Origin of the sequence: Nocardiopsis terrae (assembly GCF_014651695.1) — a bacterium.
GTDB lineage: Bacteria > Actinomycetota > Actinomycetes > Streptosporangiales > Streptosporangiaceae > Nocardiopsis > Nocardiopsis terrae.
Window position 1 is genome coordinate 437,822 of sequence record NZ_BMXJ01000004.1, and the last position, 23,652, is coordinate 461,473.

The 23,652-nt window shown below is 71.7% G+C and carries 15 protein-coding genes; 7 read left to right on the forward strand and 8 right to left on the reverse strand.

Going from position 1 to position 23,652, the window contains the following annotated elements:
* Window positions 1-190: 190 nt before the first annotated feature.
* The gene (locus IE195_RS13360) at window positions 191-1,222 is read right to left on the reverse strand and encodes a ferrochelatase (RefSeq protein WP_191271591.1); all 1,032 of its coding nucleotides are present in this window, start codon (window positions 1,220-1,222) and stop codon (window positions 191-193) included.
* A gap of 132 nt (window positions 1,223-1,354) precedes the next feature.
* On the opposite strand from IE195_RS13360, the gene IE195_RS13365 reads away from it, so the two are divergent.
* On the forward strand, window positions 1,355-2,653 hold the full coding sequence (locus tag IE195_RS13365; protein ID WP_191271204.1) for a D-arabinono-1,4-lactone oxidase: 1,299 nt from the start codon (window positions 1,355-1,357) through the stop codon (window positions 2,651-2,653).
* A gap of 98 nt (window positions 2,654-2,751) precedes the next feature.
* On the opposite strand, the gene IE195_RS13370 is transcribed toward IE195_RS13365, so the two are convergent.
* Entirely contained in the window at window positions 2,752-3,807 is a 1,056-nt protein-coding gene (locus IE195_RS13370; RefSeq protein WP_191271206.1) for an ICP22 family protein, read from the reverse strand.
* A gap of 570 nt (window positions 3,808-4,377) precedes the next feature.
* Between IE195_RS13370 and sepH the strand changes: the two genes are divergently transcribed.
* Entirely contained in the window at window positions 4,378-5,778 is a 1,401-nt protein-coding gene (gene sepH, locus IE195_RS13375; RefSeq protein WP_191271207.1) for a septation protein SepH, read from the forward strand.
* 128 nt (window positions 5,779-5,906) lie between these two features.
* Here the strand turns inward: sepH and IE195_RS13380 are convergent, their stop codons facing one another.
* Both IE195_RS13380 and IE195_RS13385 read right to left on the reverse strand, forming a co-directional pair.
* The gene (locus tag IE195_RS13380; RefSeq protein ID WP_191271208.1) at window positions 5,907-7,775 is read right to left on the reverse strand and encodes a PH domain-containing protein; all 1,869 of its coding nucleotides are present in this window, start codon (window positions 7,773-7,775) and stop codon (window positions 5,907-5,909) included.
* Window positions 7,775-8,356 carry a PH domain-containing protein gene (locus IE195_RS13385; protein WP_191271209.1) on the reverse strand — a complete coding sequence of 194 codons (582 nt, stop codon included), beginning with the start codon at window positions 8,354-8,356 and terminating at the stop codon, window positions 7,775-7,777. The genes IE195_RS13380 and IE195_RS13385 overlap by 1 nt, the downstream gene beginning before the upstream one ends.
* Window positions 8,357-8,491: 135 nt before the next feature.
* On the opposite strand from IE195_RS13385, the gene IE195_RS13390 reads away from it, so the two are divergent.
* Both IE195_RS13390 and IE195_RS13395 read left to right on the forward strand, forming a co-directional pair.
* Window positions 8,492-9,466 (forward strand): ATP-binding cassette domain-containing protein, encoded by a 975-nt coding sequence (locus tag IE195_RS13390; RefSeq protein WP_191271210.1) that lies wholly within the window; start codon window positions 8,492-8,494, stop codon window positions 9,464-9,466.
* Window positions 9,463-10,290, forward strand: a complete 828-nt coding sequence (locus IE195_RS13395; RefSeq protein WP_191271211.1) for an ABC transporter permease — start codon at window positions 9,463-9,465, stop codon at window positions 10,288-10,290. The genes IE195_RS13390 and IE195_RS13395 overlap by 4 nt, the downstream gene beginning before the upstream one ends.
* 50 nt (window positions 10,291-10,340) lie before the next feature.
* On the opposite strand, the gene IE195_RS13400 is transcribed toward IE195_RS13395, so the two are convergent.
* Window positions 10,341-13,634: an ATP-binding protein gene (locus IE195_RS13400; RefSeq protein WP_191271212.1), complete on the reverse strand. Its 3,294-nt coding sequence runs from the start codon at window positions 13,632-13,634 to the stop codon at window positions 10,341-10,343.
* 258 nt (window positions 13,635-13,892) lie between these two features.
* On the opposite strand from IE195_RS13400, the gene IE195_RS13405 reads away from it, so the two are divergent.
* From IE195_RS13405 to IE195_RS13415, 3 genes are all read left to right on the forward strand, one after another.
* Window positions 13,893-14,504, forward strand: a complete 612-nt coding sequence (locus IE195_RS13405; protein ID WP_191271214.1) for a YbhB/YbcL family Raf kinase inhibitor-like protein — start codon at window positions 13,893-13,895, stop codon at window positions 14,502-14,504.
* Between the two features lie 616 nt (window positions 14,505-15,120).
* Window positions 15,121-17,268 (forward strand): hypothetical protein, encoded by a 2,148-nt coding sequence (locus IE195_RS13410; RefSeq protein WP_191271216.1) that lies wholly within the window; start codon window positions 15,121-15,123, stop codon window positions 17,266-17,268.
* A 383-nt stretch (window positions 17,269-17,651) separates the two neighbouring features.
* Window positions 17,652-20,012 carry a SulP family inorganic anion transporter gene (locus IE195_RS13415; protein ID WP_191271218.1) on the forward strand — a complete coding sequence of 787 codons (2,361 nt, stop codon included), beginning with the start codon at window positions 17,652-17,654 and terminating at the stop codon, window positions 20,010-20,012.
* On the opposite strand, the gene IE195_RS13420 is transcribed toward IE195_RS13415, so the two are convergent.
* The 3 genes from IE195_RS13420 to IE195_RS13430 all read right to left on the reverse strand — a co-directional run bounded on the left by IE195_RS13420 (window position 19,970) and on the right by IE195_RS13430 (window position 22,356).
* Window positions 19,970-20,110, reverse strand: a complete 141-nt coding sequence (locus IE195_RS13420; RefSeq protein ID WP_191271220.1) for a hypothetical protein — start codon at window positions 20,108-20,110, stop codon at window positions 19,970-19,972. The genes IE195_RS13415 and IE195_RS13420 overlap by 43 nt on opposite strands.
* 202 nt (window positions 20,111-20,312) lie before the next feature.
* The gene (locus IE195_RS13425; protein ID WP_191271222.1) at window positions 20,313-21,302 is read right to left on the reverse strand and encodes an HNH endonuclease; all 990 of its coding nucleotides are present in this window, start codon (window positions 21,300-21,302) and stop codon (window positions 20,313-20,315) included.
* Between the two features lie 478 nt (window positions 21,303-21,780).
* Entirely contained in the window at window positions 21,781-22,356 is a 576-nt protein-coding gene (locus IE195_RS13430) for a DUF4145 domain-containing protein (RefSeq protein ID WP_191271225.1), read from the reverse strand.
* Window positions 22,357-23,652 lie beyond the last annotated feature (1,296 nt).

A 23,652-nucleotide genomic window follows, 5' to 3' on the forward strand; every position in this document is an offset into this window, starting at 1 on the left:
CGCGGTGACCCGGGTCACCGCGGCATCTCTCGCACCTCAGAGGGCGTCAACAATGTTGACAAGTCTTGCACTCAAGAGCGTGTCCCGCCCGGATCCCCCGGAGAGCGGGGACCGGGTCACCGCCCGTCCCGGCGATCGCACCAGGGCCCGCACCGGCGGGACGCCCCCGTGTCCCGCCGGTGCGGTCCGGTCAGCGCTGCTTGCAGCACTGACCGCTCCCCCCGGCGCAACGCGGCAGGGAGGTGAGCCGCTGCTCCGCTGCCCGGCCGGTGTACTCGTGCACCAGTTCGGTCACCATGGACACGAACGCGGGGTGCGTGCCCGGGCTGAGCGCGCGCTCGTAGCCGATGCCGAGCTTCTCGGCGGTCTCGCGGGCCTCCACGTCGAGGTCGAACTTGACCTCCATGTGGTCGGAGACGAACCCGTGCGGGACGACCACCACGGCGGGGACGCCCTCCCCGGCGAGCTGCTCCATCCGGTCGTTGACGTCGGGCTCCAGCCAGGGCTGGCTCGGCGGACCGCTGCGGCTCTGGTAGACGAGCTCGTAGGGGTACTCCCGGTCGAGGCGCCCGACCACCAGGCGGGCCACCTCCGCGAGCTGGGCCCCGTAGGCGCCCTCGGGTCCCAGGTCCTGGTCCGGACCGCCGCTGGCCTCGGCCATGGCGGTGGGGATGGAGTGCGCGGAGAACAGCAGGCGCACACCCTCGCGCTGCTCCTCGGGGAGCCTGTCCAGACAGGCCTGGGCGTGCTCCGCCAGGGGTCCGACGAACCCGGGGTGATCGTAGAAGGGGCGGATCAGGTCGACCTCGGGAGCGTCCTCGCCCAGCGCGGCACGGGCGCGCTCGATGTCCTCGCGGTAGGCGGTCCGGCTGGACCAGTTGCAGTAGGCGGAGGTGGGCAGCGCCAGCACCCGGCGGACCCCGTCCTCCCTCATCCTCGCGAGGGTGTCGGTGAGCATCGGCTCCCAGAACCGGTTGCCCCAGTAGACCGGCAGGTCGACGCCGTTGGCGTCGAAGTCGGCGGTGACCGCGGCGAGCAGGTCCCGGCACTGCTGGTTGATCGGGCTCACTCCACCGAAGAGGAAGTAGTGCTCACCGACCTCCGCCAACCTTTCGCGGGGGATGTTGCGCCCGCGGGTGACGTTCTCCAGGAACGGGATGACCTCGTCCTCGCCCTCCGGGCCACCGAAGGAGATCAGCAGAAACGCGTCGTAAGGCCTCATGGAACTCATGAAACCAGCTCCCCGGGACCGGCCTGATCCGCCCCCGCCCCTCGTCGTGGAACTTTCACGTCTTGCGTGACCAGGGACACTCTTCCTCTGGTCACACAAGTGACTGATCGGTAATGTCACCGCATGACTGATGTGTTGTGGCACACCTGGGCCGACACCCACCAGGCCCGCCCCCGCCGTACGGCGACCCCCAACAGCACCGGGGAGGTCGCCTCCGCGGTCTCCTCAGCCGCCGCCGAGGACCTGCGCGTGCGCATGGTCGGCTCCGGCCACTCCTTCACGGACGTGGCCGTCACCGACGGCCTGCTCCTGGCACCCACCTCCCTGACCCGTGTGCGCTCGATCGACCCCGTGGCGGGCACCGCCACGGTCGAGGCGGGCCTGCCCCTGTGCGACTTCAACGACGCGCTGGCCGCGCGCGGCGTCGCGCTGGCCAACATGGGCGACATCGCGGTGCAGACCGTGTCCGGCGCGGTACAGACCGGCACCCACGGCACCGGTCGGGACGCGGGGGGCCTGGCGAGCCAGGTCGTGGGCATGGAGATGGTTCTCGCCGACGGGTCCGTGGTCGAGTGCTCGGCCGACCGGGACCCGGACCTGTTCCACGCGGCCCGGGTGGGCCTGGGCGCCTTCGGCGTGGTGACGGCGCTGACGATGGCGGTCCGCCCGGCGTTCCTCCTGCACGCCCGGGAGGAGCCCATGCCCCTGGACGAGGTGCTGGAGCGCCTCCCCGAACTGCGCGCGGAGAACGACCACTTCGAGTTCTTCTGGTTCCCGCACACCGAGAGCACCAACACCAAGCGCAACAACGTCTCCCCGGGTCCGGCCGAGCCGCTGTCGAACTTCCGGTCCTGGCTGGACGACGACTTCCTGTCCAACACGCTCTTCGACCGGATCAACCGGGTGTGCCGCCGTTTCCCCTCGGTGGTCCCGGCCGTGAACCAGATCAGTTCCCGGGCGCTGTCCGCCCGGTCCTACACCGACGTCTCGCACAAGGTGTTCGCGTCGGTGCGCGACGTGCGGTTCGTGGAGATGGAGTACGCGATCCCGGCCGAGCACGTGGCGGACGTCCTGCGCCAGACCCGGGAGATCGTGAACCGCGGCGACCACCGGGTGAGCTTCCCCGTGGAGGTGCGGTTCGCCCCGGCCGACGACGCCTGGCTGTCCACCGCCCACGAGCGGGAGACCGCCTACGTGGCGGTGCACATGTACAAGGGAACGCCCTACGAGTCCTACTTCGCCGACCTGGAGGCGGTCTTCACCTCCGTGGGCGGACGCCCGCACTGGGGCAAGATGCACACCCGCGACCGCGCCTACCTGGAGAGCGTCTACCCGCGTCTGGGAGATGCCCTGGCGGTGCGGGACCGGGTGGACCCGCACCGCCGCTTCGGCAACGCCTACCTGGACCGGGTGTTCGGCTGAGGGGCGTTCGGCCGGACCCTCCGGGAGGGGCCGGGCCCGCGGCGCGGACCCGGGCGGCCGGGCACCGCGCCACGGGCGGGAGGGCCGCCGTGCCGGGCTCACTCCACGGGTGCCTCCGGCGCGGGCTCGGGCTGTGCGCCGCCCTCGGGCGCCTCCCCCGCCCCGGGGTCGGGAACCTCCGGGTCCCCCGGTTCCTCCGGAGTGCCCTCGTCCACCGGCGGTTCGACGGGGTCGGTCGTGTCCTCGGGGGTGTCCGGCCCGGCCTCCGACGGGGACGGGGTGGGTTCGGGTTCGGTCGGCGCCCCGGTCTCCGGCTCCCCCGTTCCGGCGCCGTCCTCAGTGGAGGGCCGTTCGTCTCCGGTGCCCTCGGGGGTTTCCTCCTCGACCTGTGCCGTGACGGAGCTGCCGCCGAGCAGGGAGGGCGAGGTGGGTTCGTCCTGTCCCTGGGTCCACGCGGTCAGGGAGCGGCCGGTGAACAGCTCGAAGGCCAGGATCACCAGCATGACCAGGACGAACACCGCCGCGGCCGAGACGGCCGCGGTACGCCAGCCGCGCTTGGGGCGCTTCCCGCCCGGTCCCTCCCCGGGACCGTCCGGGTCGCCGGTGTATCTGTCGTGGGCGGCGGGCATGAGCTCGGTGGCGTCGGGGGCCGCCGGGCCTCCCACGACGGCGGGGGCCTCGGGGTTGCCGAAACCGTGCGCGACGGTCTGCCCCGGCAGGTCCCGTCCCGGGGCCGGCATGGCCGTCGTCCGGGCCGCGTCCGGGTCCCCGAGCGGCCCGTGGAGGCCGGCGTCCGCGGCGGGGATCGCGTTGGCGTCGAACTCCGGGTCCACGGCACCGGGGCGGACGGGGGAGCGCGCGCCGGTGTTCCTGGCGGCCTTCTTCTCCGCCAGCTCCTTCGCCTGCTCGCTGCTGCGGGTGATCCAGTGCTGGATCACCGGGGCCGCGCTGGTGCTGAGCACGGCCATGACGGCGGTACCGATGACGGTGCCGTAGACGTTGAGGTAGGAGGCCGCGGTGGCCGCGGTCAGGGTCGCGACGCCGGCACCGGCGACCTGCGCCACGCTCAGGTCGATGCGTTTCCTCCTGCCCGCGCTCTCCTCCGGTCCCTCCTCGCCCGCCTCGGGTCCGTCCCCGTGCTCGGATCTTGGCATAGCGCTGTCCCCCCTTCGTCGGCCGCGTTCGGGCGCGGCGGGGCACTTGGTCGTGGGATGGGCGTGTGGTGGGGCATTTGACCCCGTAGGCCCCAGACATCACAAACCGCCCATGAGTTGAAACTTCACCATAACGGGGACTCATCGCTGATAACGCCATGAGATTAGAAGGATCACTGTCTGGCATCCATCGGCGTGTCGATTTGCGAACACCAAGACGGCTCATGTTCGGACCTGGTCCGAGATCAGAGTTTTCCACAGCCCTGGGGTGATTCGGGAAGCGCGGGATACCATCACCGCGGAGCCTTCGCGCGGGATCGGCGACATTCCCCCACGATCGCTCCCGGTCGCGGAAGGTTCAGCGTGTCAAGATTGGCACCGGAAGCGACCGTGAGGGCCCCGGAACCTCGGGGCAGCTCCCGCCGTGGTGCCCACCACGGGCCGGGAGGCGGGCACAGTTCGGACATGCCGGGCGCGGTACTGGCCGAACAGTTGTCGGCCGACCAGACTTGGAGAACGCGGGGGACGGTCCGCCGGACCGGCTCTCGACGGGACGCGAAAGGGAGGGCGATGCACGAGCTTCGCCTCGTGGCCGTGAGTGAGGACGGCACCTACCTGGTGCTGGCCAGCACCGGCCGTGGCACCCGCTTCATGCTGCCCGTCGACGACCGCCTCCGTGCCGCAGTACGCGGCCAGTTCTCCCGGCTCGGCCAGTACGAGATCGAAGTGGAGAATCCGTTGCGCCCCAAGGAAATCCAGGCCCGCATCCGGTCCGGCGAGACCGCGGAGGCCATCTCCGAGATCTCCGGGATACCCATCGAACGGGTGCGCTGGTTCGAGGGCCCCGTCCTCCAGGAGCGCGAGTACATCGCGCAGCAGGCCCAGCGCGCCACCGTGCGTTCACACGGCGACGCCGCACCGGGCCCCTCCCTGGAGGAGGTGGTCACCAGAAGAATCGGCGCCCACCAGCTGGAGACCGGCGACGCGGTGTGGGACTCGTGGAAGCGGGAGGACCGTTCCTGGCAGCTCAAGCTCGTCTTCCTGCACGGCGGCGACGAGCGCGTAGCCCACTGGCTGTACGAGCCCAGACACAACAGCGTCGTCCCCGCCGACGAGGAGGCCGACCGGTTCTCCTCCAACGAGCCCCTGGGCGCGCCGCCCTCCCCCGGCACGAACGTCACACCCTTCGCCCCGCGCCGTAACGAGGCCGCCACCGACCTACCCCGCATGGACGCACAGTCCGCCGCCGAGCGACGTCACGACCACGTCGCCCCGCGCCGCCTGTCGCCCGCGCAGGACACGCCGTTGGACGAACCGCTGCACCCCGTGGCGCGGCGCACCGAGACCGACCAGTTCGGTGTCCCGCTCCGGGAGGAGCGCCACCGCCAGGCGCCGCAACCCCCGGAACCCGCGCCCCGACGGCCCCTGGAGCGCCCCAGCGAACGGTTCGCGGAACGTCCGGACGAGGCGCCGCCCGCGGCACCCCTGCCGCAGACGCACCGGCCCGCCGCGCCCCGGCCCGAGCCGGTCCACCGACAGTTCACCGAACCGGCCGAGGCCCCGCCCGCGCACCCCGAACCCCGCGGGTACGGGCTGGAGGAGAGCGGGCCCGCCGCACACCGGGCCCCCGAGCACGCCGAACCCCGGCAGCGGACCGGGCCTCCCAGCGCGCCGGAGTGGTCGGACGCCCCGTCCGCACCGGCGGCCGCACCACGGACCGACCCGGAGGAGGAGGCCCCGGCCGCCGAGGAGCCCGCACAGCAGCGGCCGCGCCGCCGCCGCGCCACCATCGACCTCAACGACGCCGGAACGCCGCGCCGCGCCGCCGGGGAGCAGCCGCCCGCGGCGGCCGTCCCGGCCGCGGCCAACGGCTCCACCGCCGCAGGGCCCGCCAAGCGCAAGGGGCGGGGGCGCCGGGCCTCGGTGCCCTCCTGGGACGAGATCATGTTCGGTTCGAAGAAGAACGACTGACCGAACGGCACAGAGGCGCCGGGGACGGCACCGGCACACCCCGTGGGAGGGCGGTCGCGCGCGAGCGGCCGCCCTCCTCCCCGTTCCGGCGACGCCTGCCGGAGGTGCCCCCGGTGGCCCGGGCCGCGTCAGGCCGACCCGCGGCCCGGACCCCGCAGATCGTCCGCCCAGCCCTCCTCGTCCCCGTCCGCGGCGAGGAAGGGGCGCACCATCTCGGGGGTGATCCGGGCGGCGAAGTCCACGGACTCCTCCAGGGAGGCGTCCTGTGCGGTGTAGCCACCCGCGCCCGCACCCACGGTGACCTGGAGGTCCGCCAGGCGGGACCGGCGTTGGAAGAGGGTCTGGGTCCAGGTCCACCCGATCACCGCGGACCGCTCCACCGTGGCCTGGGAACGGGACAGCGACCCCGAGCGCACGCTCACCCGCTCACCGTCGTAGCCGTGCCCCAGCGAACGGTAGCGGTCGACCGCGAGGGGCACCCCCAGCAGGGCCAGGACCCCGGCGACCGCCGCCGGCCACACGGCGCCGAAGGCCAGGGCCACGGCAGCCACCGCGGCGAAGGGCAGCACCGCACGGATCAGCCGCCGGTACAACGCCGCCCGGGGATGCCGGGTCAGCGGCCCCCGGAACAGGGCCAGAGCGCTGTCCACGACCTCCTCCACCCGGGGCCTCGGGCCGACCGGCAACAGAACCGCGCGGGTGGCGGTGTCGCCCAGGCCGGTGACGATGGCGCGCAGCCCCACCGCCCCGCGGGTGCGTTCGAGGGGGTTGTCCAGCAGTTCGTACCCGCGGATGCGCCGCTTCTCCAGGGTGACGCTGCGCCGGGTGAACAGACCGCGCTCGGCGACCAGGGAGCCGTCCCGGTCCCTGAGTGAGAACCCCCAGTGGGTCAGGGAGTAGGAGACCACCGCGAACAGCGGCATCAGAGCCACCAGCACACCCACGGACACCGTCCCGAACACGAGGAGGAAGGCGCTGTCGGTGCTGGTCACCCAGTCGACGAAGAAGTCGGTGGCCACCTCCCCCGCCGACTGCTGGACCATGCCGAGCAGGGTCGCCAGGACGACGAACGGGGTCAGCAGGTACCCCAGGCTGAGCACCCCGTACAGGTACCAGCTCCGGGGCATCGTGAAGTGGGTGACGGTGGCATCGGGGTCGTCGATGTCATCGGCGACCCCGTCCGCGCCCGGCGGGTCCTCCGTCGTACCGGAGGTGTCCCGGCCGGGCTCGGGGCCCTGCGCTGGGTCCGCGGCCCGCGGTCCCCGCCGCGCCGCCGCGTCCCGCCCCGTGAGCACGGCCCTGCGGTGCAGCAGTACCCGGCGCAACCGCTCGGCCTCGGCTGCGGAGACCGCGTCGAGTTTGCCGTCCTCGGTGGCCCCGGCCGATCCGGCCGCCGCCTCGATCCGGACCACCGCGACGCCGAGCATCCGGTGCAGGAGGGTGCTGGTGACGTCCACCCCGCGGACGCGTTCCAGCGGGATCGTGCGCCGGGAACGCCGGATGAGGCCCCTGCGGATCTCGATCCGGTCGTCCTCCACCTCGTAGCGGAACGTCCTCCAGGTGACGAGCCCACCGATCAGGAGTGCGACGACACCCGCCCCCGTGGCCGTCAGCAGCCACGGGTTGAACCCGCCGACCACCAGGCCGGCCAGGACGGGCAGGAGAAGGCCCCTGAGCTGGTTGATCGGACCGACGACCATGCTGCGCGGGCTGAGCCGGCGGGCACTGCGCGCACCGGAGCCGGCGGGCGGCCCGCCCTCTGGTGCCTCACCCCACCAGGAACGGGGCTGTTCGGCGGCGGAGGGCGCGTCGGCGGCGGCCCCGCCGACGGCAGGGGCCGAGGGTGCGGAACCGGGGTCGGAGACCTCCGCCGCGCCCTGGCCCGGTCCGCGCGCGGTTCCGGAGGGTGTGCTTCCCGGCGCGACCCAGCCTCCCGTCGCGGGGTCGGTGGGTTCGGCGCCGTGGGGGTTCGGTTCGGATTCGTGCCGTCGGTCCATCAGGTCGCGTCGTCCCGCAGGGTTCCGGCACGCACGGCGAGCTCCTCGCTGATCCGGCGCGCCTCGTCGGAGTCCAGGCCCTCGATGGTCGAGGAACCGGCGTAGGAGGCGGTCTGGACCTGGAGCGTGGCCACGTCGAAGACCCGCTCCAGCCAGCCCTGGGTGTGGTCCACGGTCTGGAGCCGGTTGACCGGAACCAGCTGCCAGGTGCGGCTGATCCACCCGGCCCGGGTGTAGATGACGTCCGCACCGACCTCCCACCGGTGCACCCGGTACCGCCAGGAGGGCACGATCGCGATCTTGGCCAGCGCGTACACCGAGTAGGCCACCGGCAGCATCCAGGCGTTCTCCGCCGCCCGCTCGGGGATCCAGGCCCAGGGCGCCGAACTCGCGCCCCAGGCGAGAAGGCTCAACACGACCAGGGTGAGGACCGCCCCGAAGAGCAGCCGCAGCGTCCAGACCCCGATCGCGCGTCCGCTCACCCGCCGCGAGGGCGGGCGCAGCCGTGCGCTGCCGGTCCGTTCCGGTGGCTGCGAGGGCTCTCCCCTGGGGGGAATGGCGTCATGCGGCGGGGTGTTCATCACCTGCACGAGTCTAGGCCGTGGCTTCCCGGACGGGGCGTGCGCCTATGGTGTCAGAGCGGGGCGAGTCAGACTGTCAGCGTTCTGTCAGTGCAGGTCGGCACACTTGGGGACAGACGTTGAAACGGAGGACCAATGACTGACGCCATCCGCGCGGAAGGGCTGGTCAAACACTTCAAGGGCAAGACCGCCCTCGACGGTGTGGACCTGACGGCCGAGTCGGGGGCCGTGCTGGGCGTCCTGGGGCCCAACGGGTCCGGGAAGACGACGACCGTGCGCATCCTCTCCACCCTGCTCAGACCGGACGCCGGGCATGCCACCGTCGGCGGCTTCGACGTGGTCCGCGAACCACACGAGGTCCGCCGCCAGATCGGCCTGACCGGGCAGTACGCGGCAGTGGACGCCGAACTGACCGGCACCCAGAACCTGGTGCTCATCGCCCGCCTGCTCGGGTTCGGCCGCGCCGACGCACGGGCCAGGGCAAGGGAGCTCCTGGAGCGCTTCGGGCTCGCCGACGCCGCCGACCGCCCCGCCAAGACCTACTCCGGCGGGATGCGCCGCCGGCTGGACCTGGCGGCGAGCCTGGTGGGACGGCCCGCCCTGCTGTACCTGGACGAACCGACCACCGGCCTGGACCCGCACAGCCGCATCGGTCTGTGGGAGGTCGTGCGCGGACTCGTGAACGACGGCGTGACCGTGCTGCTCACCACCCAGTACCTGGAGGAGGCCGACCAGCTCGCCGACGACATCATGGTCCTGGACCACGGCCGGGTGATCAGCCGGGGCACCCCCGAGGAGCTGAAGAACCAGGCCGGCGACCAGGTACTGCAACTGCGCACCGTCGACCCCGCGCAGCTGCCGCTGGCCACCCGGATCGTCGAGGCCGTCACCAGCACCCCGGCGACCACGGACGGGATGCTCCTCAGCGTCCCGGTCACCGACTCCGGCGTCCTGCCCGAGACGGTGCGCCGCCTGGACGAGCAGGGGGTGTCCGTCGCCGAGCTCTCCCTGCGCAAGCCGAGCCTGGACGAGGTCTTCCTCGCCCTCACCGGGCACACCGCCGAAGACGAGAGCACGGGCACGCCCGCGAACGAAGGGACCCCCGCATGAGCACCGTGACGACCCCGAAGCGACCGGTGGCGGGGGGCGCTCCGGTGGCGCCGCCGAACGTCTCCCCGCTGACCACCGTCCAGAACGGGCTCCAGCTCACCTGGCGCAGCATCCTGAAGATCAAGGCCAACCCCGAAGAGGTCTTCGGGCTCATGCTGCAGCCGGTCATGTTCGTGACCCTGTTCGTGTTCGTCTTCGGACAGGCGATGATGGGCGACTGGCAGGCCTACCGCGACTTCCTGATGCCCGGCATCATCGCGCAGTCGGTCATCTTCGCCACGATGGGCACCGGTTTCAGCCTGAGCCAGGACGTGGAGAAGGGGATCTTCGACCGGTTCCGGTCCCTGCCCATCGCTCGTTCGGCCCCGCTGATCGGCGCGGTCCTGGGCGACCTGGTGCGCTACGCGATCACCGTGGTCATGGTGATGCTCGTGGGACTGGCCATCGGTTTCCGCCCCGAGGGCGGGGTGACCGGCGTGGTCGCCGCCAGCGCGCTGGTGCTGCTGTTCGCGTTCGCGCTGTGCTGGATGTCGGCCTTCGTGGGCATGATCGTCCGCACACCCATGGCCGTGCAGTCGTTCGCGATGATCCTGCTGTTCCCGCTGACCTTCGGCAGCTCGACCTTCGTCTCGCCGGACGACATGCCGGGCTGGCTGGCTCCGATCGCCGCGAACAACCCCGTCACCCACGTCGTGGACGCCATGCGCGGGCTGATGCTCGGCGGTGACGTCGCCGGCCCCCTGACCTGGACCCTGGTCTGGACCGTCCTGATCACCGCGGTCTTCTTCCCGCTGGCGGTGTGGGCCTACCGCCGACGCACCTGACACACACCGCAGCGGGGCGGCGCCGCGGTCCGCGGCACCGCCCCGCGGACTCAGCGCGCCCAGTCGCCCAGGTCGACGTCGTCCGGCACGGTCGGGGCGAGCCACCGCGCCACCCGGGCGCGGGCCGCCTCCGCCCCGGCGCCCTCGCCCCGGGCCAGCAGCTGCCGGAGTCCGTCCTCGCCCAGCCGCTCCACCAGGCGCTCACGGACCCTGCGCCCCCTCGGTGAGGCCGAGTCCGCGACGCCGCGCAGGGCGGTGGCGTGGCCGAGCAGGAGGGCGGCCCACTCCGGGTCCTGCTCGGCCACCATGCCGGCGAAGGCGTCCAGGACGTCGGCGCTGACCGTTCCCAGCCCGTGCCGGGACAGCCACCAGGCCCGGCCCGCCTCCCGCCAGGCCCGGTCGGTGTCACCCTCGTCCCAGGCCAGGTCAGCGGCCAGGAGCCGCCAGGCGGGCTCGATGTAGGCCGGGGCGAAACCACCCAGACCGGCCACGGTCGGCTCGGTCCGGTCCATCAGCCTCCGGGCCTGGGCGGTTCGGCCCGCGGCGCGCAGCCACTGGGCCCGGGTCTGGCTGAGCACCACCAGGTGCTCGCCCTCCGCCGAGGTCCCCGCGAGCTGCTTCAGGTCCTGCTCGGCGCCTTCCAGGTCGCCCAGGTCGACGAGGATCTGGGCCCTCCGGGTCCGGAAGACGGCCGCCATCCCCTCCAGACCGCGCTCCCGGGCCAGCTCGACGCCCTCGGCGAGCAGGCGCCGACACCGTTCGAGGTCGGTGAAGCGGGCGATGTCCACCAGTTGGATGAGCGCGTGGCACTGGCCCCACACGTCACCGAGCCCGCGCATGGCCTCCAGCGCGGTCGAGGCGCGCTCCAGCGAGCGGGCCGCCTGTCCGAAGACCGCGTCCAGCAGCGAGAGCATCAGATACGTGGCCGCTCTGGCCCAGGGGTCCGGCTGCCCGTCGAGGGCCTCCTCCAGGCGTGCGCGGGCCGGGCTGTCCGGCCGACCGTCCGACATCGCGTGATAGACCAGGCAGAGGATGAGCAGGGGGTGGTCCTCCACCCGCCGGCCCACGCTCCGGAGTACCTCCTCCACCCGGGCGATCCGTGCCAGAACGGTCGTGCGGCCCAACCCCGTCTCGCCGGACGTGTGGAACAGGCAGCTGGCGTAGGCCACCTCGCGGCCCGCGGGCGGCTGGTCCCCGACCAGCTCCAGCGCCTGCTCCGACCAGCGGTGGATCTGCCGCCAGCCCCCGACCAGGGTCCAGTACCACTGGGAGTACTCGACCAGGTCCAGGGCCAGGGCGGCGTCCCGGCGCTCCAGTGCCCAGTGGAAGGCGGCCGCGCAGTTGTCGGCCTCCCTGCCGAGCCGGTCGATCCACCTTCCCTGGTCGTGTCCTCGCAGTTCGGGGTCGGCCCGTCTCCACAGGTCACGCGTGTACCGGGCCTGGGTGTCCCGGACCCGGTCCTGCTCACCGCTCCGCGTCAGGCGCTCGGCCGCGTAGGCGCGGACCGTCTCCAACTGCCGGTAGCGGGGAGGGGCGTCCTCGCGTTCGGAGGTCTCCGCGATCAGGAGGGACTTGTCCACGAGGGCGAACAGGACGGCCCACACGTCCTGCCCGGCGACGGTCCCCGGCGGGCCCTCGGGGTCGGAACCGACCCGCTCGACCGCGTCCAGGTCGGCCCCGCCCGGGAAGACCGCCAGGCGGCCCAGCAGGAGGCGTTCGGGTTCGTCGAGCAGTTCCCAGCTCCAGTCGACCACGGCGCGCAGGGTGCGGTGCCGGGGTAGCGCCGAGCGGTTTCCACCGGTGAGCAGGCGGAACCTGTCGCAGAGGCGGGCGGCGAGCTGGGCGGGCGACATCGCCCTGAGTCTGGCCGCGGCGAGTTCCAGGGCCAGCGGCATGCCGTCCAGCTCCCGCATGATCCGGACGACGTGGGCGACGTTGTCGGGGCCGACCGTGAACCCGGGCCGCACCGCCCCGGCGCGTTCGGTGAACAGCACCACGGAGGTGTAGGTACGGGCCTCCTCGACGTCGGCGTCCTCGGGGGGCAGGGCCAGGGACGGCACCGGCAGGAGGCTCTCCCCGTCCACCCCCAGCGGCTCCCGTGACGTGGCGAGTACGCGCAGGTTCGGACAGCGCGACAGCAGGGTCTGCACGATGCGGGCGGTGTCGGCCACCAGGTGCTCGCAGTTGTCCAGCACGACCAGGCCCGCACGCTCGCCCAGGAAGGCGAGGACCCTTTCCAGGGAGGGCTGGGGCGCCGTACCGGTACGTGCCTGGAGCACCGTGTGCCCGCGCAGTTCCAGTGCGGTCGCGATCGCGTCGGGCAGGTCGTCCCCCTGCCGTACGGGGGCGAGTTCGACGAACCAGACCCCGCCGGAGACGAGCTCGGGGGTGCGTTCGACCAGGGTCGCGGCGGTCTCGACGGCGAGACGGGTCTTGCCCGAGCCGCCGGGGCCGGTGAGCGTGGCCACGCGCGCGCAGGACAGGCGGGCGACCGCGGCGGACACCTCGGCCTCGCGGGGGACGAAACTGGTCAGGTGCCGGGGCAGCCGGACCACTTCGGGCGGGACCGGGTCCGGAGCCCTGCGCGGTCCGGGCGCCGGTGCTGTGGCGAGTTCCCCGCGGAGCAGGCGCAGGTGGGTTTCGCGCAGGCGGGCGGAGGGGTCCAGGCCGGTCTCCTCGGCCAGCCGTTTGCGGAACTCCTCGTAGGCGGCGAGGGCGTCGGCGGTGCGACCGTCGCCCGCCAGTGCGCGCATGAGCAGTTCGACGGGGCGTTCGCGCTGCGGTTCGCGTGCGGCCAGGGCCTCCGCCTCGGGCAGGGCCTGTGCGAAGCGGCCCAGTTCGATGCGGGCGCACAGGTGGTCCTCCAGCACCGTGCGGTACGTCTCGGCCAGGCGCAGCGCGATGTCGTCGGCGACTCCCCTGGCGGTGAGGTCGGGCAGGGCCGGGCCGCGCCACAGGGAGGCCGCGGCGGACAGGGCGCGTTCGGCCTCCCGGGGGCGGCCGGCCTGGAGCCGGTCCCCTCCGTGCCTGGCCAGGTCCTCGAACTCGTGCAGGTCGACCTGCCCGGACACGACGTCCAACCGGTACCCGGAGGCGTCGCCGTGCAGACGGGTCCGCTCGCCCAGGGCGCGGCGCAGTCGGGAGGCGAGGGCCTGGAGCGCGTTGCCCGCGGCCGCGGGGACGTCCTCCCCCCAGATCGCGTCGGTGAGCTGTTCGTTGGCCACCTGTTGGCCGGGGCGGAGCAGGAGCAGGATCAGGAGGGCGCGCAGGCGCGCGCCGCCGATGGTGATGGGGTGCCCCGAGGCGTCGTGCACCTGGAGGGGGCCCAGAATGGAGAACCGCACCGACCCATGATCGCCGATCCGGGCGGCGGGCGCCCGTCGGCACCGGTGTCGGCAGCGGCGCGACACCGGCCCGCCGAACTCCCGGAATCCCATGGCCGGGGCCGATCGCAGTAGGGTTCGCTCAGGACCGTTTTCCGGGACCCGTGGTGGTTCCCGTGCACACGGTTCCACCGTGACCGCTCCGGGGCCGCCCCGGTACCGGGTCCGGTCCACAGCGAGTCTCGCCTTTTGGCCCGAAAGTCCAGCAGGAGCCCCATTTTGTTCCCGGTCTTGCCTTCCACCCGGACCACCGCCGCGCGCGGCGCAGCCCGAACGTCCCCCGGTGTCCGGGTGGGAGCCGTGGCGGCGGGGACCGCCCTGCTCGCCTCGACCGGCTGCGGGGTGCTGTCCTCGGACCTGCGCGGTGAGATGCCGACCGACATCAACGTGAGCAGCCCGATGATGCAGGAGGGGGAGCCGTTGCCGGTGGCGTACACCTGCGGGGCCGAGGGCGACCCGGTCTCGCCGCCGCTGAGCTGGTCGGGACTGCCCGACGACGCCGGCTCGATCGCCCTGGTCGTGGACGATCCGCGCGACGCGGTCGTGTTCTGGCTGGTCTACGACCTGGACCCGCAACTGGTCGAACTGCGGCAGAACACCGTTCCGGCCGACGCGAAGCTGGGTCAGAACAGCGCCGGAGACACCGCCTACGGGGCGCCGTGCCCGGAGGAGGGGGACGTGCACGAGTACCGTTTCACCGTCTACGCGCTGGACGGGACCCTGGACCTGCCCGAGGGCGCGGCTCTGGACCTGACCCTGGAGGCCATCGCGGAGCAGGCCGTGGCCCGGGGGTCGCTGGTCACCAACAGCGAGTCAACCACCAGCGACTGAGGCCGTGGGCCCGCGGCCAGGCGCACCCCTGGGGGATGGCGCCTCCCTCTTCCTCCCGCACCCGACATCCCGCCTGCCCGTCAGGGGCGGCTGGCCCGGGCGCCCCGCGATCCGCGCTCCGAGCCGCACCGGGCCGGGTCGGGGCGCGCAGGACGGGGCCGCAGTCGGTCCCGGGGCGGCGCAGACCGCCTTTCGGGGCGTATCCGCGCCGTTCGCTCCGTAGGCGAACGCCCCGGCTTCCTCGCCCGACCAACGGTGAAACGGGCCGTACCGAGCGTTTCCGTCGGCCCGGTCCCGTAGGTGCCGCTCCTGACGGAGGACTCAGGGATTAACCGAGGAAGCTCCTATCGCCCTCTGCACACAGCGCACGACAGCACATACAGTAGGGCTGTGCCCCTCGCCCCTTTTCAGATGACCGATTCCCGTCCACCCGCCCCGCGGCACCCTGACCTGAGACCGCGTCGGAACACCGGCGGCCGCACCCTGCCAGGCACACGGGCTCAGCACAACGGGGTCACGCGGGACCGGGCCGCCGCCTCTTCCCGACCGGCCCCTGCCCGGCCGGTCCCCGGCGCTCCCCGGGCGCGGCCGACCTCCCCAAGGTAGTGCGTACATCATGACCGTCACCGTCATCATCATCATCGCCGTCATCGTCGTGCTCGCCGTACTCGTGCTCCTGCTGTTGGGTATGCGCGCGCTCAGCCTCGGCTCGCGGGAGGACGACTACGACGACGAGTACGAGTACGACGACGTCGAGGACAGCGGTCCGGACGACCGGCGTGACCGGGGAGAGGGCCCCGAGGACGAGGAGGCGGCCCCGCGCAGCCGGTCCCGCAGGTCGCGTCAGGGCGGGGGCAGGGCGGAGCGGCGCCCCAAGGGCAGGCGTCAGCGCGGGGTCGACTGGGAGGACGGCCCCGAGGAGCTCTCGGACAACGACTTCTGGTCCAGCCTGAGCGACGAGGACACCGACCGGCCCGAGCCGGGGCGCCGCGGTGACGTCGGCGGTTACGCGGACGACGAGTACGACGACGGTTACGACGACCGCGAGGAGACCGCTGGGCGGGACCCCTTCGAGCAGGGGCCGCCCAGCGGGCCCAACGCCCTGCCGTCCGCGCCGGGCGCCTCCGGGACTCCCGGGGCGGGCGCGGGTTCCACCGCCGACCTGGCGATGCTGGCCAGTCTGGGGCAGGGCAGCGCCCCCGCCCAGCCCGAACCCGCTCCCCGTCATGCGGAGCAGTGGCCCTCGGAGCCGGGCGCCCGGGCCGGGGACACCGGAGCGCGTCCGTCCGGCGCGGACCCGGGACAGTCGGCGCTCTCTTCCAGCCAGGGCCTACCGCCCACGCAGGGGCTCCCTCCGGTCCAGCCCGCAGCGCCCCAGGCCGCCTCTGACGACGACCCCCTGGGACCGGGGTCCTGGTCGCCCCGACCGCCTTCGACCGGTGACCCGTTCGAGGGTCGCGAGCCCCTCAGGCCCGCTGAGCGGCGTGATCCGCTCGCAGCGGACTCTCCGGGGGGTCCCCCCTTGAGCGGCGGCGAACGCCCGCCCTACGAGAGCGGTTCGATGAACCGCTCCGACTACCCGTCCCTGAGCGGTACGGAGCGCTCGGTCTCCGCCGATCCGCTGGACCCGGGTTTCCGGCCGGGGCCCCCGGGTGAGGGGGGACCGGGCTCCCCGATCTGGTCCAGCATGGACACCGGTGCCCACCAGCGCCCGGACCTGTCTTCGACGGGCGGCTACGGCAGCGGTCCGGACACGGGCAGCGGCGGCCCGCCCTTCCCCGACACGGGCGCCCGCCCCGCCACGGGTCAGCCGATGGGCGGCCCGAACATGCCCGGGCACCCCCTCCCCGGTGACGCCGCCCCTCGGACCGGCGGATACCCGGCGGGCTCCTTCCGGTCGGAACCGGCCTACGGCACCGACCCCTTCGCACGCCCCGCCTACGACACCGGCACCCACCAACGCAGCCCCTACGACAGCGGCACCCACACCCGACCGGACTACCCGAGCGGCCCCCCGAACACCCCCTCCCGCCCCGAGTACGACACCGGCCAGCACACCCGACCCACCTACGACACCGACCCCTTCGCACGCCCCGCCTACGACACCGGCACCCACCAACGCAATCCCTACGACAGCGGCACCCACACCCGACCGGACTACCTGTCCGGTCCCGTCGGCCCGAACGTCCCGGGTGGCGGCCCCGGCGCCCAGGGCAGCGACCAGTGGTGGGGAGTCCAGGACGACACCGGCACCTTCGGGGCGGCGAGCCGTCCGACGATGCCGGGCGGGGGTCAGGCCCCCGACCAGTCTTCCCCGTTCGGCCACGGCCCCGGGCCCCTCAGCCAGAACGGTCCCGGCCAGGGCGGCCCCGGGTACCCCGGCGCACCGGGTCACCCGACCGGCGGTTACCAGTCCGGCCAGTTCAGCGGGGACCTCCCGACCGCCTACCCGGGCCACACCCAGCAGAGCGACCCCTACGGCCACCCGGTGAACCCCGGTGGCCAGGGGACGCCCCCCGGGGGCGGCTACTCCGATGTCCTGAGTGGCGGCTTCGCCCCGCAGTCCCCCGAGCCCGACTACGGTTACCCGCCCCTGGAGGGGTGGCAGCCGCGCGGCGAGGAAGCCGAGGGCCCGGGCGGGCCCGGCCAGCGGCACGGGAACGGCCCCTACGGCCAGGAGTCCTACGGACAGGACCCCTACGGTCGGCCCGCACCCGGCCGGGACTACTACGAGGGCGGCTACGAGGACGGGCGCTTCCGCTAGGACCCGCGCCCCGGTCCGCCCCCCGGAAGCGGAGCGGGGCCACACCGCCGTTCCGGACACGCACCACCCGGAGTGACGACCGAGCCGAGCGCCTCCGGGCCCGGCCTCCACCGCTTCACACCGCCGAGGCTGCGGGAGACCCCCGCAGCCTCGGCTTCTTTATGTCCCGTTCTGCCCCGCGAACGTGTGAAGCCGGGAAAATGGTTACCGAAACCACAACAGTTCGTAACACAGGGTCACTCATATTGACTACAATCGGTGATTGACAAAGCACCCTTCGCGGTTCCGCTGTCGTCACGCGTCCAGCCGCGCCCCGTCCCGGACACCGCTGTCCCCGTGCGCCTACGCATACACCTGCCTGGTCCAACCCGAACGGAGCAACCATGCGCAACGACGCCCAGGGAGCACCACCCGAGCAGCCGGAGGCCGCCGCCTCCTCCCCGCTGCCCGGGACCCACACGGATCGCAAGGGGGTCGCCGCCGACGTCGGCGCCTCCCTCGTGGTCTTCCTGGTCGCCGTCCCCCTGTCCCTGGGGATCGCCGTCGCCTCCGGCGCGCCCCTGATAGCCGGGATCATCGCCGCCGTCATCGGCGGCATCGTCGCCGGACTGGTCGGCGGGTCAATGGTGCAGGTCAGCGGCCCGGCCGCCGGTCTGACCATCATCGTCGCCGACCTGATCATGACCTACGGGTGGCGGGTCACCTGCCTGATCACCCTGCTGGCCGGACTGGTCCAGCTCGCCCTGGGCGCCTTCCGCATCGCGCGGGCCGCCCTGGCCGTCTCCCCCGCCGTCGTCCACGGCATGCTCGCCGGAGTCGGCGTCACCATCGCCCTCGCCCAACTGCACGTGGTCCTGGGCGGGGAACCGCAGAGTTCGGCCCTGGCCAACATCACGGACCTGCCGGAGCAGATCGCACACAACCACACCGCCGCGGTGGCGGTCGGGGTCATCACCATCGCGATCCTGTTCGGCTGGAACCGCCTGCCCGCCATCGGTCGGCTCCGCCCCGGGATGATCCCGGCCGCCCTGGTCGCGGTGGGCACCGCCACGGTCATCGCCACCCTGGGACGCTGGGAGGTCGAGACCGTCGCCCTGCCCGCCTCGATCTCCGAGGCCTGGAACGGACCGATGCTGCCCGAGTCCGGTCAGTGGCACGGTATCGCCCTGTCCGTGGCCGCCGTGGCCATGGTCGCCAGCGTCGAGTCACTGCTGGCCGCGATCGCGGTGGACCGCCTGCACAGCGGCCGCCGGGTCATGCTCAACCGCGAACTGTTCGGCCAGGGCGCGGCCAACACCGTCAGCGGCGCCCTGGGCGGCCTTCCCGTCGCCGGTGTGATCGTGCGCAGCACCGCCAACGTGCGCGCGGGCGGCCACAGCCCGCTCTCCACGGTGCTGCACGGCGTCTGGATCCTGCTGTTCGTCGCCCTGTTCGCGCACGTGGTCGAACTGATCCCGATGGCGGCCCTGGCCGCGCTCCTGGTGTTCATCGGTACCCAGATGGTGTCCGTCGCCCACCTGCGCGACCTCCGGCGGCACCACGAGGCCAGCGTCTACCTGGTGACCCTGGCCGGTGTGGTGCTCCTCGGGCTGCTGGAGGGGGTGTTCCTCGGCTTCGCGCTGGCGATGGTCGTCTCCCTGCGCCGGCTGACCAAGCTCACCGTGGTCACCGAGGAGCGCGCCGACCGCGTGCACGTCACCGTGCACGGTTCGCTGACCTTCCTGGGCGTCCCCCGGCTCGCGCACGTGCTGCGCACCGTCCCCGCGGGCGCCGCGGTCGACCTGGACCTGCACGTGGACTTCATGGACCACGCTGCCTTCGAGGCCATCCACGCCTGGCGGGTGGACCACGAGCGCACCGGCGGCAGCGTCGACATCGACGAGGTCCACGAGAAGTGGTACGCGCGCAGTTCCACCAGGTCCGCGCCGGCCGCCAAGACCATCCCCAAGGGCCGTTGGTGGGCGCCGTGGGGGATGCGCCGCGAGTCGGGGGACGCACCGGAGGTGAACCCGCTGGGGCTGCTCACCGCCGGGGCCCGCGAATACCACGCCGGAACCGCGGACCGGATGCGTTCGGTGATGAGCCGCCTCGCACACGGCCAGAGCCCGACCGCCCTGTTCATCACCTGCGCGGACTCACGGGTGGTGCCGAACCTGATCACCGCGAGCGGGCCGGGCGACCTGTTCACCCTGCGCAACGTGGGCAACCTGGTGCCGCCGCACGGCAGCACCGACGGTTCCGCCGGTGCGGCGGTGGAGTACGCCGTGAACGTCCTGCGGGTGCCCTCGATCGTGGTCTGCGGGCACTCCCACTGCGGTGCCATGCGGGCCCTGTCGGAGAAGACCCACCAGGGCCCGGAGGAGGCGGAGACGGCGCACCTGCGCCGCTGGCTGGCCAACGGCGAGGGGAGCCTGCGACGGGCCGGGGCGGACGCCGGGGCGCTGGCGGGCCTTCCGGGGCCGGAGGTCCTGCGCCGTCTGGCCCAGGCGAACGTGGTCGAGCAGCTCGGCAACCTCATGGGGTACCCGGTCGTCCGCGAACGGGTGGAGTCGGGTGAGCTGACCCTGTCCGGGATGTACTACGACCTGGAGACCGCCAAGGTGCACCTGCTGGACGCCGAGACCGGGGAGTTCTCCCCCGTACAGGGCGTCCAGGACGTGCCCGAACCGGTGCCGTACCCCCGGGAGGGCACGGCGGGGGATCAGCCGTCGTCCTCGGGCGCGTCGTCACGCCCGTCCTGCTGAACGCCTGAGGCCTGGTAGGCGGCGAGCAGGATGATCGCCACGATCGCCAGGATCGGCAGACCGAAGAGGACCACCCAGAAGCCGGTGGAGTCGAACAAGAGTCACCCATTCCCGTGAACGCGGATGCCCGCCGGACCACCGACCCCGGAAACGTCGGCCCGCGGGCGTTCGCGCTCCGGGAGGCAACCGGGGTACGGAGCGCAGGCCCAATCTACCGGTGCCGCAGGGGATGTAGCCATCACCGGCAGGCTGTAACCGTGTATCCGCGGACCGCCGAAACCGTTCCGGCACCACCGTTCCTCACCTCTGCTGCCGACCCACTACCGCCCTCAGCTCCTCGGGAGTGATCCAGTCCTTACTGCGATGGATCATTCGATGGCAGTTGGAGCACAGCAGCGCCAGGTCCTCCGGGCGGGTCCGGCTCTCTCCGATGTGGTGCAGGGGGACGACGTGGTGGCACTCGATGTACCCCTGCCCCCGCTCCCCGTAGAACCTTCCGAAGTCGAACTCACAGACCTCACAGGCGACCGGCAGACCCTTTTTTCGCACCTGGTCGATCCTGGCCCGACGGAGCTTCGGATCGCGCTCGCGGCTCCGGTGGGCGCGGAGGAGGAGGCGGCCCTCCACTGCGCTGAACTCCTCGCCCTCCACCGAGTCGTCTACCGGCAACTGCTCCTCGAACTCCCCGGACAGCGCACGTATGCGCGCAGCAGCAGCCGTCATCCTTTCCGGCTCCTCCCAGAAAGCACGAACGACCTCCTTGTCCAGCTTGCCGCCCTTGGTCGCCGCGCCCGTGTAGCCGGGGCGGCTGGTAGCCAGGTCGGTGGTCTTGCGCGAGACGCTGTGGGGGCTCCGGAACGCGTCGGACCTGGCGCTCACGGGGTGCAGCGGGAGTCGTCGCAGCAGAGCTGACAGCTCGGTCACTCCCGCATCCCCCGAGCGGAGCTCCTTCCAGCCGTTGTCCACCACCAGGGCACAGGCGAGGATGATCTCGTCCTGTTCCCAGGGGGGATCACGCAGGAATCGGACCTGGAAATCCAGGTCACGCAGGAGACGCCCCACATGCTGTTCCCCTCCGGAGAACTCGGAGGACTCCAGGGCACGGCCCGAGACGAACTTGTGGGCGACTCCGACGACGGCCTTGGAGTCGTAGGTTCTTCCCTCGTACTCCAACAGGTACGACCTGGCCTCCTTGAAGCCGTAGCGCTGGAGGAAGTCAGTCCTCCCCAGCGTGTCGCACTCCTGGATCGCCTGCAGGACAGCGGTTCGGGTGATGTCGGACAAGCCCATGGAGGAAGCGTAGGCCACACCTCGGACATCTGGCCCCCGTGAGGGGCCAGGGGTGCGCGGAGCTTTGGAACCGGAGGGCATTTGTCCTGATACGGCGCCACGGTCGGCCTACCGGCACTGCCGGGGCCCTGCCCAGTTCGCACCCGGCCGCCAGGCACGAAAGCTGACAGCAAGGGCGGAAGAGAGGAGGGAGTCGGCCGGTAAGCCGGATTCCACCACACCCGTTCCGCTGACCTCGGACGATACCCACAGAAGCCGCGTCAACTTCGATGACAGGTCTCGCGGCTTCTCGCTGTTCCTCGGGGCTCCCCGATCTCCGAGCAAGCACAGAGCAAACACGAACTCACCACATGCGTGGGAGCCGACCGGGCGAACGGCCGACCTCGGGCTTCCAGACCGATGAGTCAGCGACCTGGGACTCTGGCCACTCATTGCTTGTCGCCTCCACGCACCCTACGCCGACCCCAAATAGATCATCTTAGTCCCTACTCAGATTCTTAATTTCTGCATAGGCGGAACTCGCAACATCTACATAGGCCATAGCTTCGCCGGTGGTGGGCTGCTCACTGCTATGCGCGATGCTGTTTCTCGTCCTACGCAAACTGTCCAAGTGCCTGGAAAGCTCATACGTGAATATGTTATTTTCACCGAGCTGGCGCAATACATCATAAGTGCGCCTTGGGTTTTCGACTTCCACCCCCTTGGCCTTGCACAAATCTACCAAGGCCTGCTCAATACGCCTCCATGATTCAACTACCGCCGCCGAAGGAGAGTGCTCCGCTATCGGGGCCACTTCTTCATAGAGGTCAGCGGGAGAGAAGGGGTCGTCTGGCTCATGTTTCTCTTGAGGCAAGGATGAGAGCTCTCGCTGCTGCTCCTCCAACTCCTTGACCCCACGACCAAACTCAGCGTCCCCAATGGGACTCTTGATGGCTTTCACGTTTGCAATAAGATCTGATATCGGCTCGCGAAATATCATGGCAACAAGAAATGCCACGACTGGCCATGAAATGATATACCCAATAACAGAAGAAGAGAACTCGATCCAATTCACGCGGGAATCCTATACCCAGAGGGGCGCCTGGACACAACAGGATGCCGTGATACGTGTTCACAAAAGAAGAAAGTACTCATAAGAGTTCTATTCGACCAAATGAGTGCTATGTAGCCGAAGGCGGTGATACCTCCGAGAGGAGGTGCTTGATCGTGCCAAGCACCTCACACCTGAGTGCGCCAACTCGCCTATCGTTCAACCTCTGCCTCCCGCATTCTTCTCTGCCTTCTGCGCCCCTCTAAGGCTTCATCTTCCGTGTGCTGCCTCCCGCCCCACGGCTGCTGCCCCTGGCCGTGGATGTCTGGGAGTCTCCGCGCACGCTCGGCTCGGCCGTCCTGTCGGTCCACCACACACCCTGTGTCCCTGGACTGTTGATGCCCCTGGTTCGCCCACTCCCTGTGACGAACCGCCGTGCCCGTCTTCCTGGGCTCGGCGGGGCGCGCTCGGACGCCCCGTGCGGAACGCTGGCGGGAGCGCCCGATGGCGCGCCTACCGCCGGACACCCTTGGAGTGTCCCGCAACCGCGCTCCGCGCACTCTGGTTGCTCGCGTACACCAACACGCCCGCACTCGACCTCCCCTGAGGATGACCCCCGGGTAGCGATATGCCCACGACCCCTTCGGCACCCCCGCCACCCGTTCAGGCCCCTCGATCTCCGAACACCCCCGCCGGCCCCGCATCCAATTCGAGCGCTCCGCTCCCGCACATCCGGCCCGGCCTGCCTCATCCGCTTCGCGCTTCGACCCGCCCGGGTCGAACCAGCAAAGGAACCAGGCCCCACCCCCACCCCTCCCAACTCTCTTCCCCCCGCACCCTCCCCACCCCCTGAGGTGGTGATCAGACTTTGGGCGGTGTCCTGTCCGGGGTGGGCTGGACCGCCGCCAGGGGGCCATTAGGCTGGCCCGCCAATGGGGAGGGGGCTCGCCCCCTCACCCCGTTGTCCCCCCTCCGGCCCCCTGGTGGTGGTCCAGGAGGGACCCGCCCCGGAGAGGTGCCTAAAGTCTGAACGCCACCGACCCCACCAGGGCCTCCCGCACCGCAGGTGCGGGCTTGAATACGTAAGGAAACTTCTCATCACCCGGCTTCAGGCATGAAGAAACCCGGAAGACTCGCAGGTCCTCCGGGTCACTCCCCTAGCTCACACCAGGTTCATACCGTCATGGCATCGTCAGCAACACGTGGGAGGCCGTGGCCAAGCCGTCGGTGCTCATCGCGGCCAGGGTGAACCCGAAGGTCATTCAGCGCCACCTGGGGCACGCTTCCATCAAAGAGACCTTCGACGCCTACGGGCACCTG